11 protein-coding genes and 1 pseudogene are annotated in these 13,797 nt (G+C 70.1%); 10 read left to right on the top strand and 2 right to left on the bottom strand.

Annotated features, from left to right (window positions below; all coding sequences use genetic code 11):
• Positions 1 to 249 precede the first annotated feature (249 nt).
• Together ABIA38_RS10905 and ABIA38_RS10900 are read left to right on the top strand one after the other, a co-directional pair.
• A complete protein-coding gene (locus ABIA38_RS10905) occupies positions 250 to 474 on the top strand; it encodes a DUF1918 domain-containing protein (protein WP_424638321.1) in 225 nt (74 codons plus the stop codon).
• A 202-nt stretch (positions 475 to 676) separates the two neighbouring features.
• Positions 677 to 1,120 (top strand): DUF3052 domain-containing protein, encoded by a 444-nt coding sequence (locus ABIA38_RS10900; protein WP_379995360.1) that lies wholly within the window; start codon positions 677 to 679, stop codon positions 1,118 to 1,120.
• Positions 1,121 to 1,886: 766 nt separating this feature from the next.
• Here the strand turns inward: ABIA38_RS10900 and ABIA38_RS10895 are convergent.
• The gene (locus tag ABIA38_RS10895; RefSeq protein WP_424638320.1) at positions 1,887 to 2,834 is read right to left on the bottom strand and encodes a maleylpyruvate isomerase N-terminal domain-containing protein; all 948 of its coding nucleotides are present in this window, start codon (positions 2,832 to 2,834) and stop codon (positions 1,887 to 1,889) included.
• Positions 2,835 to 3,117: 283 nt separating this feature from the next.
• Between ABIA38_RS10895 and ABIA38_RS10890 the strand changes: the two genes are divergently transcribed.
• From ABIA38_RS10890 to ABIA38_RS10870, 5 genes are all read left to right on the top strand, one after another.
• Entirely contained in the window at positions 3,118 to 3,576 is a 459-nt protein-coding gene (locus ABIA38_RS10890; RefSeq protein WP_424638319.1) for a peroxiredoxin, read from the top strand.
• Positions 3,577 to 3,728: 152 nt separating this feature from the next.
• Entirely contained in the window at positions 3,729 to 4,304 is a 576-nt protein-coding gene (locus ABIA38_RS10885) for a TerD family protein (RefSeq protein WP_424638318.1), read from the top strand.
• A 201-nt stretch (positions 4,305 to 4,505) separates the two neighbouring features.
• Positions 4,506 to 5,084: a TerD family protein gene (locus tag ABIA38_RS10880; RefSeq protein WP_424638435.1), complete on the top strand. Its 579-nt coding sequence runs from the start codon at positions 4,506 to 4,508 to the stop codon at positions 5,082 to 5,084.
• Between the two features lie 153 nt (positions 5,085 to 5,237).
• The gene (locus tag ABIA38_RS10875) at positions 5,238 to 6,386 is read left to right on the top strand and encodes a DUF475 domain-containing protein (RefSeq protein ID WP_424638317.1); all 1,149 of its coding nucleotides are present in this window, start codon (positions 5,238 to 5,240) and stop codon (positions 6,384 to 6,386) included.
• Positions 6,387 to 6,551: 165 nt separating this feature from the next.
• Entirely contained in the window at positions 6,552 to 7,244 is a 693-nt protein-coding gene (locus tag ABIA38_RS10870) for a Tellurium resistance (RefSeq protein ID WP_424638316.1), read from the top strand.
• Between the two features lie 105 nt (positions 7,245 to 7,349).
• Here the strand turns inward: ABIA38_RS10870 and ABIA38_RS10865 are convergent, their stop codons facing one another.
• Positions 7,350 to 8,663, bottom strand: a complete 1,314-nt coding sequence (locus tag ABIA38_RS10865; RefSeq protein ID WP_424638315.1) for a TerD family protein — start codon at positions 8,661 to 8,663, stop codon at positions 7,350 to 7,352.
• Between the two features lie 250 nt (positions 8,664 to 8,913).
• Between ABIA38_RS10865 and ABIA38_RS10860 the strand changes: the two genes are divergently transcribed.
• The 3 genes and pseudogenes from ABIA38_RS10860 to ABIA38_RS10850 all read left to right on the top strand — a co-directional run bounded on the left by ABIA38_RS10860 (position 8,914) and on the right by ABIA38_RS10850 (position 13,595).
• Positions 8,914 to 10,086: an HpcH/HpaI aldolase/citrate lyase family protein gene (locus ABIA38_RS10860; RefSeq protein ID WP_424638314.1), complete on the top strand. Its 1,173-nt coding sequence runs from the start codon at positions 8,914 to 8,916 to the stop codon at positions 10,084 to 10,086.
• Between the two features lie 127 nt (positions 10,087 to 10,213).
• Positions 10,214 to 12,756, top strand: a pseudogene (locus ABIA38_RS10855) (phosphoribosyltransferase).
• Positions 12,753 to 13,595 (top strand): HAD family hydrolase, encoded by an 843-nt coding sequence (locus ABIA38_RS10850; protein ID WP_424638313.1) that lies wholly within the window; start codon positions 12,753 to 12,755, stop codon positions 13,593 to 13,595. Before ABIA38_RS10855 ends, ABIA38_RS10850 begins: the two are co-directional and overlap by 4 nt.
• Positions 13,596 to 13,797: the final 202 nt, after the last annotated feature.

Here is a 13,797-nt window from a genome sequence, read left to right as displayed (position 1 = left end):
TGGACCGGCGGGGTGCCCGCCTGCGCCACATGCACCGATTCCGATCCGTGTTCGGTTACCGCGAAAGGAGCGGAGCTGCCCTGATCGGCCGGCTGTCGCCGGACGCTCCACGCGGCGGTTCGCGATTGCGGGGTGCTGCAACCGTGAACCTCCAAGACCTTACGCCGCCTGTCTTACGCGCGGAGCACTGGCGTAGTTCCCTGGGGGTGTGAGTGGTTTCGCACCCGTTCGAGAGGGAGGTCACAGCTGATGCGGGCACGAATTGGCGACCGGCTCCACGTGCACGGGAAGACGGTCGGCCGGGGGGATCGTTTCGGCGAGATCGTCGAGGTCAGGGGCCCGGATGGAGCGCCGCCGTACGTGGTGCGGTTCGAGGACGGGCACACCGGCCTGGTGGTCCCCGGCGCGGACGCGGTGATCGAGCGGTCGGGCGGCGCGGATCCGGCGGCGGGGCGGTCTCGGCGCACCTGGTGAGCGTTCGCGGGCTTTCGTCTGTCAGGCTGGACTCTCGAATACGTTGCGTGATCCACACCTGGTCGGGGTAGCTTCCGCACAGGGCGTGGCGTGGCGTTTGCACGAGTACGTGACCTGGGTACTTGCGCGAACAGCCCGGCGCGTGTGGACTTACGCGCGTGAGCCCCGAAGCGTTGTGGGGCCGGACAAGGGAGGTTAATTCGTGAGCGCGACCGCGGACCACGCGGAAGAACGGGCCAACTCGGCCGTTCGACTTGGGTTCCAGCCCGGACAGGTGGTCCAGGAGCTCGGTTACGACGACGACGTGGACGAGGAGCTGCGCGAGGAGATCGCGGAGCTCACCGGCAACGAACTCGTCGATGAGGACTACGAGGATGACGTCGCGGACGTCGTCCTGTTGTGGTTCCGGGAGGACGACGGCGACCTCGTCGACACCCTCGTGGATGCCCTCGCCACGCTCACGGACGGCGGCCATATCTGGCTGCTGACCCCGAAGACCGGCCGGGACGGATACGTAGAACCCTCGGATATCGGTGAGGCCGCGCCGACGGCGGGATTGGCCCGCACGACGAGCTTCGGCGCCGTAAAGGACTGGTCGGCGACCCGTCTGGTGTCGCCCAAGGCGGTGCGCAGCGGCAAGAAGTGACGTGACGCCACTGCGGTAAGCAGACGAATGCGCGGCCCCGAGCGGTGATGTGGATCACCGCTCGGGGCCGCGCTGCGTTTGCGGCTTCGCCGCGCTCCGGGCTTCGTGCGTCGATGGTTGGGGGCGGTGTGGGTCGGGGGCGTGGGCACCGGTGTGGTGGGTGTGGGGCGGGAGCGGGGCGAGTTGGCGGGGGCGGGGTCGGCCGGCGAGGGTGCCGAGGTGCGTGGGGCGGGAGTTGGGGCGATCGGGCCGGGGCGGAGTCGGGACCGTGGCTGCACCAGGGGCCCGAGTCGCGGGCGGAGCGGGTGCGCGGGCCGGAGGCGTGTCTTGCGGCTTCGCCGGGCTCCGGGCTTCGTGTGTCGATTGTTTGGGGTGGCTCGGGTCGGGGGTGCGGACGTGCCGGGGGTGGGGCGTGGGCACCGGTGTGGTGGGTGTGGGGCGGGAGTTGGGTGATCGGGCCGGGTCGGAGTGGGGACCGTGGCTGCGGCGGGAAGCCCGAATCGCGGGCGGAGCCGGCGGGTGGGCCGGAGTCGTGGCCTGCGGCTCCCGGCTGTTGCTTGGGTCGGCTCGGGTTGGGGCGCGGACGTGCCGGGGGTGGGGCGTGGGCATCGCTGGGACGGTGGCGTGGGCTGCGGTCGGAGCCGGGGCGGCAGTTGTTTCGGCGGGTGTGGGTCTGGAGCGGGGTGAGTCGGTGGCGGAGTGGTGTTCTGTGGCGTGTTGCTTGGTTGGGCGGCTTGGGCGCCGGACGCGCCGGACGTGCCGGGGGTCAGGGGCGGGGGCGGGGCAGGGTTGGGAGGTGGGTGGTCAGGCGGGTTATGCCGGACAGGGTGGTGGCGGTCAGGCGTAGGGCTGGGCCGCCCGGGAGGCCGGGGACCTGGTCGAGCAGGGGGGCCAGGGCCAGCAGGCCTGGGAGGTTGTGGGGCTTGAGGTCGCGGCGGGCCAGGAGGGTGGGGACCGGGCGGCGGCCGGCGCTGGCGTCGAGGAGTGTGGCGGCGGTGCGGGCTTCCACCGCGGGGAGGGTCGGTCGGCCGGGTGGGAGGGGGAAGACCTCCCAGCCGGTGCCGTCGGTGCCGGGGGCGGCGAAGCCCCAGCCGCCGCCCGGTACGGCCAGACCGGTTCGGGCGCGGACGTGGTGGCGCGCGGCGAGGGCGCCGGTGATGTCGGCCAGGGCCAGTACGCCGGCGTCGAGCAGCGCCGGGGGCGGGTCGTCGGCGCCGCACGGGGCCAGGTCGAGCGCGTGTACGGCCAGTTCGTAGGCGATCGCGCCGAGTTGGGTCAGGAGCGGGACCGGGCCCACCTGTGAGCCGGTGCGGGCCAGCCCGAGGTCCGGGTCCGCGGCGGTTGCCTCGAACGCCGCGGCCAGCCGGGCGCGGCCGTCGTCGAGCGCGGCGAGCAACTCCTCGTGCGTGGCGTTGCGGTGGGTGTCGACCAGTCGCGCGTTGACCTCGTCCTGGGCCATCGGCGCCGCGTTCGGGGCACGTCGGCCGCGGGCCTCGGCGAGCAGGCGGGCCAGCAGCGGGGCGTCCGGCCAGGACGCGAGGTGGCTGATCACCGCGCGGCCGTCCCAGCCCGGCAGCCGCGACGGCGCGTCCGGGTCGACCCGGACGGCCAGGTCGCGGAAGGCGTCCCACGCGGCGAGGGCTCGTCCGCGCTGCGCCTCGGCGGGCATGGAGGCGGTGCCCCATGGGCCGCTCACGATCTCGATCGACGACATGCCCGCATACTGCCCGCTTCCCCGAACCCCGAACGCGCGCCCCCCGGTCGGCCGGCCCCAACCCCGGATGGTCACGGCCCTCGGCCGCCGGGTGCCGCCGCCCCGCCCGAACCGGCGTGGCCGCCGGTTCATCGGTTGCTCGCCCGGCGTTCGCGGACCGGTGGGGTGCGCGTCGGCGGGGGCGGCCGGCCGCGGTGCCCGGGCCTCGTGGCCGCCTCACCCCCGACTAGGCTCGCTCGTGGAGTGGGCGGACCTTGCCGCCCGGGATGAGGAGATGTGCGTCATGGCCGTCGAGATCGGTAGCAAGGCCCCCGAGTTCGAGCTGAAGAACCAGCACGGTGAGGTGGTTCGGCTCGCGGACTTCCGCGGTGAGAAGAACGTGGTGTTGGTGTTCTATCCGTTCGCGTTCACCGGAGTGTGCACCGGTGAGCTCTGCGCGCTGCGGGACGATCTGCCCAAGTTCCAGAACGACGACGTGCAGCTGCTCGCGGTGTCCTGCGACGCGCCGTTCTCGCTGCGCGTGTTCGCCGAGCAGGAGGGCTACGAGTACCCGCTGCTCTCCGACTTCTGGCCGCACGGCGGCGCTGCGCAGGCGTACGGCGTGTTCGCCGAGGACAAGGGTTGCGCCGTGCGGGCGACCTTCGTCATCGACAAGGAGGGCGTGGTCAAGTGGAGCGTCGTCAACGCCATCCCGGACGCCCGTGACCAGGCGGAATACCTCAAGGCGCTGGCGAGCATCTGAGGCCCTTCGGGCGTAGGTCGGAGTGACCCGGGGTACCGTGCCCCGGCGAGATCTCCCGCCGGTCAGGAACTCCTGACTAGGATCGGCGCGTTGTCACGTCGTTAGGCGAAAATCCCGGGGCACCAGTTGCTCCATGAACCTTTGGAGGACTCGTGGGCGTCAGCCTGAGCAAGGGCGGCAATGTCTCGCTCTCGAAGGAGGCTCCCGGCCTCACCGCTGTGCTCGTCGGTCTGGGGTGGGACGCGCGTACCACCACCGGCACGGACTTCGACCTCGACGCGAGCGCGATCCTGCTCAACTCGGGTGGTCAGGCGCCGACCGACCAGCACTTCGTCTTCTTCAACAACCTGAAGAGCCCGGACGGTTCGGTGGAGCACACCGGGGACAACACCACCGGTGAGGGCGAGGGCGACGACGAGTCGATCAAGGTCAACCTGGCGGGCGTGCCGGCGGATGTCGAGCGGATCACCTTCCCGGTCTCGATCTACGACGCGGAGGCGCGCGCGCAGAGCTTCGGCCAGGTGCGCAACGCGTACATCCGGATCGTGAACCAGGCCGGTGGCGCGGAACTCGCCCGGTACGACCTCACCGAGGACGCGTCCACGGAGACCGCGATGGTCTTCGGCGAGCTCTACCGCAACGGCGCGGAGTGGAAGTTCCGCGCGGTGGGCCAGGGCTACGCCTCGGGCCTGCGCGGCATCGCCAAGGACTTCGGGGTCAACGTCTGACCCGGCGACACATGAACGACGCCCGCCGACCGCAACCGCGGTCGGCGGGCGTTCGTCGTCCCGGACCGGGACTCGGGCAGGCTCGCGCAGGCGGCTGTCAAAAGTGCCCCTCGGCCCGTCTCGACCTGGGCAAAAAGGGGGTCCCGCCGAGTCGGGGGCGTGGCAAGGTTGAAGCGAATGTACGACGATCAGGAGGATTCGATGGGGGTCACCCTCGCCAAGGGCGGAAACGTCTCGCTGAGCAAGGCCGCACCCAATCTCACCAATGTGTTGGTGGGTCTGGGGTGGGACGCGCGTGCCACCACGGGCGCTTCGTTCGACCTGGACGCGAGTGCGCTGCTGTGTGGCGGTGCGGGCAAGGTGCTCGGCGACGACTATTTCGTGTTCTACAACAATCTGAAGAGCCCCGAGGGTTCGATCGAGCACACCGGTGACAACCTCACGGGCGACGGGGAAGGCGACGACGAGGTGATTCTCGTCGATCTGCTCGCCGTTCCGGACCGGGTCGAGAAGGTGGTTTTCCCGGTCTCCATCTACGACGCGGAGATGCGCGGGCAGACCTTCGGACAGGTCCGCAACGCGTACATCCGGATCGTGAATCAGGCGGACAACAACGAGCTGGCGCGCTACGACCTCACCGAGGATGCGTCAAGCGAGACTGCCATGATCTTTGGAGAACTTTACCGATACCAGGGGGAGTGGAAGTTCCGCGCGGTAGGTCAGGGGTACGCTTCGGGCCTGCGGGGGATCGCACTCGACTTCGGCGTCAGCGTGCAATGAGCGCGTGCTGACGGTGTGTGTCAGGGTCGGTCACCCGGTGGGGCCGGCCCTGACGCCTTTCCTGGGGATATTTTTCTTGGGTGAGGGACGAGAGTCGGTCTTCCTGATGACCCGCCCGGAGACGCAATCCCCAGGTAGATAAGGACCTCATCCGTGGTAATCCGTACGTTCGGCTGGTCGTTCGCGGTGACGGCGGTCGGTCTCGCCGTCGCCGCCTATTTTTGGGGAGCGACCGGATTCGGCATCGTGCTGATCCTGTCGATCCTCGAGATCTCGCTTTCTTTCGACAACGCTGTAGTAAATGCGACCATCCTCAAGAAGATGAATGTCTTCTGGCAGAAGATGTTCCTGACGGTCGGCATTCTCATCGCCGTCTTCGGCATGCGGCTCGTCTTCCCGCTGCTCATCGTGAGCCTGACGGCCGGAATCGGCCCGGTGGATGTCGTGGACCTGGCGTTCAACGACAGCAAGACGATCGACGGGATGACGTACGCCCAGCACCTGGACGAGGCACACCCGGCGATCGCCGCCTTCGGTGGGCTGTTCCTGCTGATGATCTTCCTGGACTTCATGTTCGACGACGAGCGCGAGCACAAGTGGGTCGGCCCGCTGGAACGGTTCACCGCCAAGCTCGGCAGCTTCGACGTACTCTCCACGCTGATCGCGCTGGTCGCCCTCGTGGTCTCCGCCCAGACGCTGGCCCCCGCGCACAAGGAGGGCACGGTGATGGTGGCCGGCGTGCTCGGCCTGATCGCCTACCTGGGGGTCGGCGGGCTCTCGGACTTCTTCGAGACGCACGGTGAACTGGCGCACATCGACGACGAGGACGAGGACGCCGAGGAGGGTGCGGCGCCGGCCAAGGCCGAGGGGCGCAGTGGAGCGAAGACCGCGCAGCTGGCCGCCGGCAAGGCCGCGTTCTTCATGTTCCTCTACCTCGAAGTGCTCGACGCCTCCTTCTCGTTCGACGGTGTCGTGGGCGCGTTCGCGATCACCCAGGACCTGCTGATGATCACGCTGGGTCTGGGCATCGGCGCGATGTACATCCGGTCGCTGACCGTCTACCTGGTCCGGCAGGGCACCCTGGACGACTACGTCTACCTCGAGCACGGCGCGATGTACGCGATCGGCGCGCTGGCCACCATCCTGCTGGTGTCGATCAAGTGGGAGATCCACGAGGTGATCACCGGCCTGGTCGGGGTCGGCTTCATCGGTATCGCGCTGATCTCGTCGATCATGCGGAACAAGCGGATCGGCCATGTGCCGGGGCAGAACAGCGAGGCGAAGGCGGGGGCCGGGGTCTAGCCCTGGCGATGTGCCGAGCTCGATCTCACCACCGGTACCGCGTCCGACCGCAAGTCGGGTGCGGTACCGGTTTTTTCGCGCGCCATTGTCTTGTGTGATACAGCCTTGTGTACTGGAGTCGCCACTACGCGTACGGGTGCCGGCCGGGGGATCAGGGAGGGCTTGATGCCGCTTTTCGACTGGCGTCGCGGATTGATGGATCGTGAGCCCGACCACGGCGGGCACAAGGTCGCGTTGACCCGCTCGACGCCCGAGGTTTCGCTGACCCAGGCGGGCTCCGCGACCGGGACGTTGCGGGTCAACCTGCACTGGAACCCGCAGGTCGAGGAGTCGTTGCCGAAGCAGCGCAGCGGGGGGCTGTTCCGGCCGCTGACGGTGCAGGCGCCGCCGCTGCCGCAGAAGATCGACCTGGACCTGGGCTGCCTGTGGGAGATGTCGGACGGCTCGAAGGGCGCGGTCCAGGCGCTGGGCAACCTGTACGGGTCGTTCAGCCAGCCGCCGTATGTGCGTCTGGACGCCGACGACCGGTCCGGGTCGGCGTCGGGCGAGACGTTGTTCATCAACATCGACCAGGCGCGGAACGTGCGCCGGTTGTTGATCTTCGTCTACATCTACGAGGGCATCCCGGCGTTCGATCAGGTCAACGGCGTGGTCACGCTGTTCCCGAATGCCGGGCTGCCGATCGAGGTGCGGTTGGACGAGCACGCGCGCGAGGCGCACACGTGTGCGGTGGCGGTGGTGGAGAACCACGGCGACGAGATAGTGGTTCGGCGCGAGGTGCGATACGTGCACGGGTATCAGGCCGAGTTGGATCGGCAGTACGGGTGGGGGCTGCTGTGGGCGCGCGGGTACAAGTGACCTGTGCGGGTGGGCAGTCGGCTCGGCTGCCCACGTTTGCCCCGCGGCGGTAGTCCCCGGTTCGAACGCCGGCCGGGTGCCGGCCGGCGTTCGAGGGCGTCCGGGTCAGCCCTGGAACTGCGGGCCCTGTGGCGGCGAGTCCAGGCGGCGCAGTTGCGGCGGGCCGCCTTGGCCCTGGGGCGGGGTGCCCTGGCCGGGCGGGGGGAATTGGCCGGGCGGCATGGGGGCGCCGTGGGCGGGTGAGTACTGGCCGGGTGGCATGGGGGCACCCTGGGCCGGGGGGTACGGACCGGGCGGCATCGGGGCGCCTTGGGCCGGCGTGTACTGGCCTGGGGGCATCGGGACGCCCTGCGCGGGGGAGTACTGGCCCGGCGGGGGGAGTTGCGGGCCGCCCGGGGGCATGTGCATGACGCCCGGCGGGGTTTGGAAGGACATCGCCGGCGCGGGCGGACCGGGTGGCGGGAAGCCCTGGGGCGGGGTGCCGGCCGGCGGTGGCAGGGGCATGCCGCCGGGGGGCGATTGCGGGTAGCCGGGCGGTGGGCCGCCGAACGTGTGCGGTGCGGGCGGCGGCGGGATCGTCGGGCCGTCGTGGTGCGGCGCCGGCATCGGGGCGCCGCCGTACGGAGTGTTCCCGGAGATCGGCAGGACGCCCTGCGGGGGTGCCGGCTGGTCGCGGACGGGCGGGGCGGGCAGCGTGCCCTGGCCATAGGGCAGCTGCGGGAGGACCGTGGTCGGGGCCGCGTCCTGGTAAGCGGGTGGTGCGGGTGGGGTGTTCGGGAAGGCCGGGGCCGGTGGGGTCTGTTGTACGGGCGACGGCGACGGCGTCGGGGTGGGCGGGGGTGTGGGCGTCGGGGTCGGTGCGGGCGGCCGGGGCGCGTGTTGTGGCTCGTCGTCGACGCTGATCCCGTAGTCGGTCGCCAGGCCCGCCAGGCCGCTCGCGTAGCCCTGGCCGACCGCGCGGAACTTCCACTGGTCGGCACGGCGGTAGATCTCGCCGAACACGAACGCCGTCTCGGTGGTGGCACCGGTGATCGGGAAGGTGATCAGCTCGGCGCCGCCGTCGGCGTCGTACAGTCGAAGGACGAGGCCGGGCACCGCGCCGACGGTGCCGCCGTCCGCCGAGGCGGCCACGATCACGTGTCGCACATCCGGGCCGAGCGCCGCGACGTCCACCCGGACGCCGTCGGTGCAGCGGTCGGGGGCGGTGTGCTTGCCCTCGTGGACGACCGTCCCGGAGGGGTGTCGGGGCTGGTTGTAGAAGACGAAATCGTGGTCGTCGCGCACCTTGTCGTTCGCGCCGAGCAGCAGGGCCGAGGCGTCCATGTCCGGGACACCGGCACCCGGCCGCCATTCCAGGACCACGCGCACCGACCGGGCCGGGAGGGCCGTATTCGCTCCCTTGGACATCACCTGGGTCATGGGCCCATCCTGCCGTCCCGGCGGAGGTGCTCTCAACGTGGGGCGGCCTCGTGACGATTGTGTGAACACATGGTCCTATAACCGGATCGTACGTCTTCGATTTTACTTTTCGGTTACCGTAGGGCACGCCTGCCGGCGGCTCACCGGCTCGGCGCGAATGCGCCTTTCTCGCGATATCCGGGGCGCGTACGGGTTCCCTGCCCGACGCGCCTTGTCACCACCACCGACGGTCGAGGGGGATCAGTACACGATGCGGCATTTCGGCTACCTGGACGATGCGGTCCGCGATCACCTGTTCCACCGGCCGCCGGAACCGTTCGATCGGGACAGCGAACCCGCCGTGCTCGCCTCGGCACTGGGCGCGACCCTGTACAGCCCCGCCACACGTCGCACGCTGGCCGCGGACATCGCAAAACAGGCGTTGCGCGGAGTGACCTCGATGGTGTTGTGCCTGGAGGACTCGATAGACGACCGCGAGGTGATCGGCGCCGAGCAGAACCTGGTCGAGCAACTGACCGAGTTCGCCCGCTCGGGCGCCGAGGGCCCGCTGCTGTTCATCCGGGTCAGACATCCCGAGCAGATCACCGACCTCACCGAGCGGCTCGGCGGCACGCTGGACGTGCTGTCCGGATTCGTGCTGCCCAAGTTCGAGCCCGACAGCGGCGCGCGTTACCTCAAGGCGCTGGACGAGGCGAGCGCGGTGAGCGGTCGGCGACTGTACGCGATGCCGGTCCTGGAGTCGCCGTCGATCGCCTACCTCGAACACCGCCGGGCCGTGCTGAGCGAACTGGCCGAGCTGATCGCCGGGCACCGGGACCGGATCCTGGCGGTGCGGATCGGTGCCACCGACTTCCAGGCCGCGTACGCGCTGCGCCGCTCGCGCGATCTGACCGCGTACGACGTGCACCTGGTGGCCGGCCTGATCGGCGACATCGTCAACGTGTTCGGCCGGGCCGACGGCTCCGGGTATGTGATCAGCGGACCGGTGTGGGAGTACTTCCCGCAGGGCGAGCGACTGTTCAAGCCGCAGTTGCGGCGGACGCCGTTCGCCGAGGCCGAGGATCCCGAGGCGGTCGAGCTGCGCAGCCGGCTGATCTCGGCCGACCTGGACGGGCTGATCCGCGAGCTGGAGTTGGACAAGGCCAACGGCCTGCTCGGGAAGACCGCGATCCACCCGAGCCATGTCGCGGTGATCCACGCGATGTCCGTGGTGACGCATGAGGAGTACTGCGACGCCACCGACATTCTCGCGGAGAGCGCGGCGGGCGGCGGGGTGCTGCGCTCGGCGTACACCAACAAGATGAACGAGGTGAAGCCGCATCGGGCCTGGGCCGAGGCGGTGCTGCGGCGGGCGCGGGCGTTCGGGGTCGCGCGCGAGGACGTCACCTTCGTGGACCTGCTCGCGGCGGGGGTCATGGAGTGAGCGGGGCATGGAGTGAGTGGGGTCATGGAGTGAATGCGATGAATGGCCGGGCGGGGTGTGGTGCCTCGGGACGGTGTGTTCGGAACGGCTTTACCGGGAAGCGGGTTTGTGCGTGACGGAACGTCAGATGGATACCTGGTCGGGGAGTTGGGTCGCCGAGCGGCTCGAGGTGGCGCTCGCGGGGGACGGGCTGGACACGCTCGTCGGGCTCGCGCTGCGCCGGAACCCGCGCCGGGCCCACCTGTTGGTGTCCACGGTGCTCGGCAAGCACATCCCGCAGCTGCCCGACGTGGTACATGACGCGGGCCGCGAGCTGGGCGCGCGGGTGGCGAAGGTATTGGCCGGTGAGCCGACGCCGGTGGTGCTCGGCTACGCGGAGACCGCGACCGGGCTCGGGCATTGTGTGGCCGAGGCGTTGCCGGGGGCGACCTACCTGCACTCGACCCGGCGACCGGTGCCGGGCGTGGCCGAGTTCGGCGCGTTCGAGGAGGAGCACTCGCACGCGACCTCGCATCTGATCCTGCCGCGTGATCCGCGTGTGTTGGCCGGGACCGGGCCGCTGGTGCTGGTCGACGACGAACTCTCCACCGGGCGCACGGTGTCCAACACCATCGCGGCACTGCACGCGGTCGCGCCGCGCGCACACTACGTGATCGCCGCGCTGATCGATGTGCGCGGGCCCGCCGACCGGGCCGAGTTGGCGGTGTTCGCGGCCGAACTCGGCGCCCGGGTGGACGTGGTGGCGCTCGCCGCGGGAACGGTCGGGCTGCCGGCGGATGTGTTGGTGCGCGGGACCGAGCTGGTGGCCGAGCACGAGGTGGGGGCCGGGCACGAGCCGGCGGCCGGGCACGAGGTGGGTGCTTCTTCTGCGGCGGCGGACGGCGTCGGGTCGGTGCGGACGCTGGGGCTGGAATGGCCCGCCGGGTTGCCGGATGGTGGGCGGCACGGGTTCACCCAGGCCGATCAGGACGCGCTGGAACGGGCGTTGCCCGCGTTGGGCGCGGCGTTGGCCGAGCGGATGGTGGGCCGGCGGATCCTGGTGCTGGGCTTCGAGGAGCTGATGTATACGCCGCTGCGGCTGGCTCGGGCGCTGGCCGAGCGGGTTCCGGACGGGGTCGAGGTGCGCTATTCGACCACCACACGTTCCCCGGTGCTCGCGGTCGATCACCCGGGCTACGCGATCCGAACGCGGCTGGAATTTCCGGCGCATGATGATCCGTCGGACGGCGCCGGCACTCGGTTCGCGTACAACGTCGCGGCGGGCGTCGATCCCGCGCGGCGCTTCGACGAGGTGGTGGTTGTCGTCGACTCGGTCGCCGACACCCCTGAACTGCACGCGCCCGGCGGCCTGTTGGATGTGTTGTCCAGGGTTGCCGACCACGTCGCGCTGCTTGTCGTTCCTTCCTTCGTTCCCGAGGTGTGCAGCTCATGAACCACCAGCCGCGGTCGGCCGGGCCGGATACCGGCAAGCTGCCCGAGCCCTTGTACGGACCCGCGTTCTCCTCCTATGCCGCCGACGAGGTGGCGTGGTTGCTCAAGGACTTGTCCGGCGTGGAGTTGGAGGCGCCGCTCGAGGAGCGCGAGGAGGCGATTCAGCACGAGGGCGCGCACTATGCGGAGTCGTTGCCGATCGAGTACCAGCCTTCGGCCGAATATCAGGCGCTGTTCCAGGCCGCGCTCGACGCGTCGGCGGAGCGGATCGCGCACGCGGTCGGGGTGGTCACCGAGACCATTCTGGCCGAGCGGGGGCGGGATGTGGTGCTGGTCTCGTTGGCCCGTGCGGGGACTCCGGTGGGCGTGTTGATGCGGCGCTGGGCGCAGCGGGCGCACGGTCTGTCGCTGCCGCACTTCGCGGTGTCGATCGTCCGGGGGCGGGGCATCGACACCACCGCGCTGCGTTGGCTGGGGCGGGAGTTCGATCCGTCGCGGATCGTCTTCGTCGACGGCTGGACCGGAAAGGGCGCGATCACCCGGGAGTTGGCCGACGCGTTGGAGCTGACCGCGGAGACGACCGGGATGCGGTTCGACCCGGAGTTGGCGGTGTTGGCCGATCCGGGGTCGTGCGTGCGGACGTATGGGACCCGGGACGACTTTTTGATTCCGTCGGCGTGTCTGAACTCGACGGTGTCCGGGTTGGTTTCGCGGACGGTGTTGCGGGCGGATTTGGTGGGGCCGGACGAGTTCCACGGTGCGAAGTTCTACGCCGAGTTGGGTGGCGTCGATGCCTCGGGTCTGTTCTTGGACACGGTGGCCGAACGGTTCGACGCGGTAAGTGCGGATGTCGCGCGTGACCAGGCGGTGTTGGCGGGGAGTGATCGGTCGCCGACCTGGGAGGGGTGGCGGGCGGTCGAGCGGATTGGGGCCGAGTATGGGATCGACGATGTCAATCTGATCAAGCCCGGGGTGGGCGAGACCACTCGGGTGCTGCTGCGTCGGGTCCCTTGGCAGATTTTGGCGCGTAAGGGGGTCGGCGCCGAGTTGGACCACGTGCGGATGTTGGCCGCGCAGCGTGGGGTGCCGGTGGTGGATGTGGATGAACTGCCTTATTCGTGCGTGGGGTTGGTGAAACCGGGCTTTCGGCGGGGTGGGGGCGTGGGTGTGGACGTGCGTGCGGGTGCGGGTGTGGGAGTGGATGTGGGTGCGGGTTCGGGTGGGGGTGGTGTTGCGTGAGTGTTGTGGTGGCCAGTGATCTGGATCGCACGCTGGTCTACTCCGAGGCTGCCGCGCGGCTTGGGCTCGGGGTGGCTGATCCGACGCCCGAGTTGGTGTGTGTGGAGGAGTATCTGGGTGCGCCGATGTCGTTCGTCACGCGCGGTGCGGTGGAGCTGCTGAGGGAGTTGGCCGAGCGGACGACGTTTGTGCCCACGACGACGCGTACGCGTGAGCAGTACGCGCGGATCGTGCTGCCGGGGCGGGTGCCGGAGTTTGCGATCTGTGCGAACGGGGGGCATCTGCTGGTGGATGGCGAGAGCGATCCGGATTGGCATGCGGGGGTGCGTGCGGCGCTTGCGGTGCGGGCTGCGCCGTTGGGCGAGGTGGTGGCCCATCTGGAGCGGGTCGCGCGGCCCGAGTGGACGCACAAACTTCGGGTGGCCGAGGAGTTGTTCGCCTATCTGGTGGTGGAACGGGCGGCGTTGCCCGGGGAGTTCGTGCCGGAGGTGAGTGCGTGGGCGGGGGAGCGGGGGTATGGCGTTTCGTTGCAGGGGCGGAAGCTGTATCTGGTTCCGGATGCGCTGACCAAGGGCGATGCGGTGCGGGAGGTCGCGCGGCGGGTGTCGGCCGAGGCGGTGTTCGCTGCCGGGGACTCGTTGCTTGACATCGAGTTGTTGCGGGCTGCGGACGCGGGGGTGCGGCCGGGGCATGGGGAGCTTGCCGAGAGTGGTTGGGCTGCGCCTGGGGTCGAGGCGCTCTTGGCGCAGGGTGTGACTGCGGGTGAGGAAATCGCGGCGTGGCTGTTGGCACGGAGTGGGGTTGTGGGGTCGGCTGGCCTCAAGCGCCGGCCGGGCTGATTTTTTTTGGCCTCAAGCGCCGGCCGGGCTGGTCGCCTCATGCGCCGGCGGGGCTGGGTGGCCTCAAACGCCGGCCGCGCTGGTTGAGTTCGGCTGGCGTTGGGTGTTGGTTGGGTTGGCCTCAAACGCCGGCCGGGCTGAGGGGCGTTCGTTGGGTTGAGTGCGTGATCGTCGGGCCGAGCGGTGCCGGCCGGGGCGAGGG

The organism is Embleya sp. AB8 (assembly GCF_049739465.1).
Classification (GTDB): domain Bacteria; phylum Actinomycetota; class Actinomycetes; order Streptomycetales; family Streptomycetaceae; genus Embleya.
The sequence above is the reverse complement of the archived record's forward strand: the minus strand, read 5'-3'. Positions and strand labels throughout refer to the sequence as shown.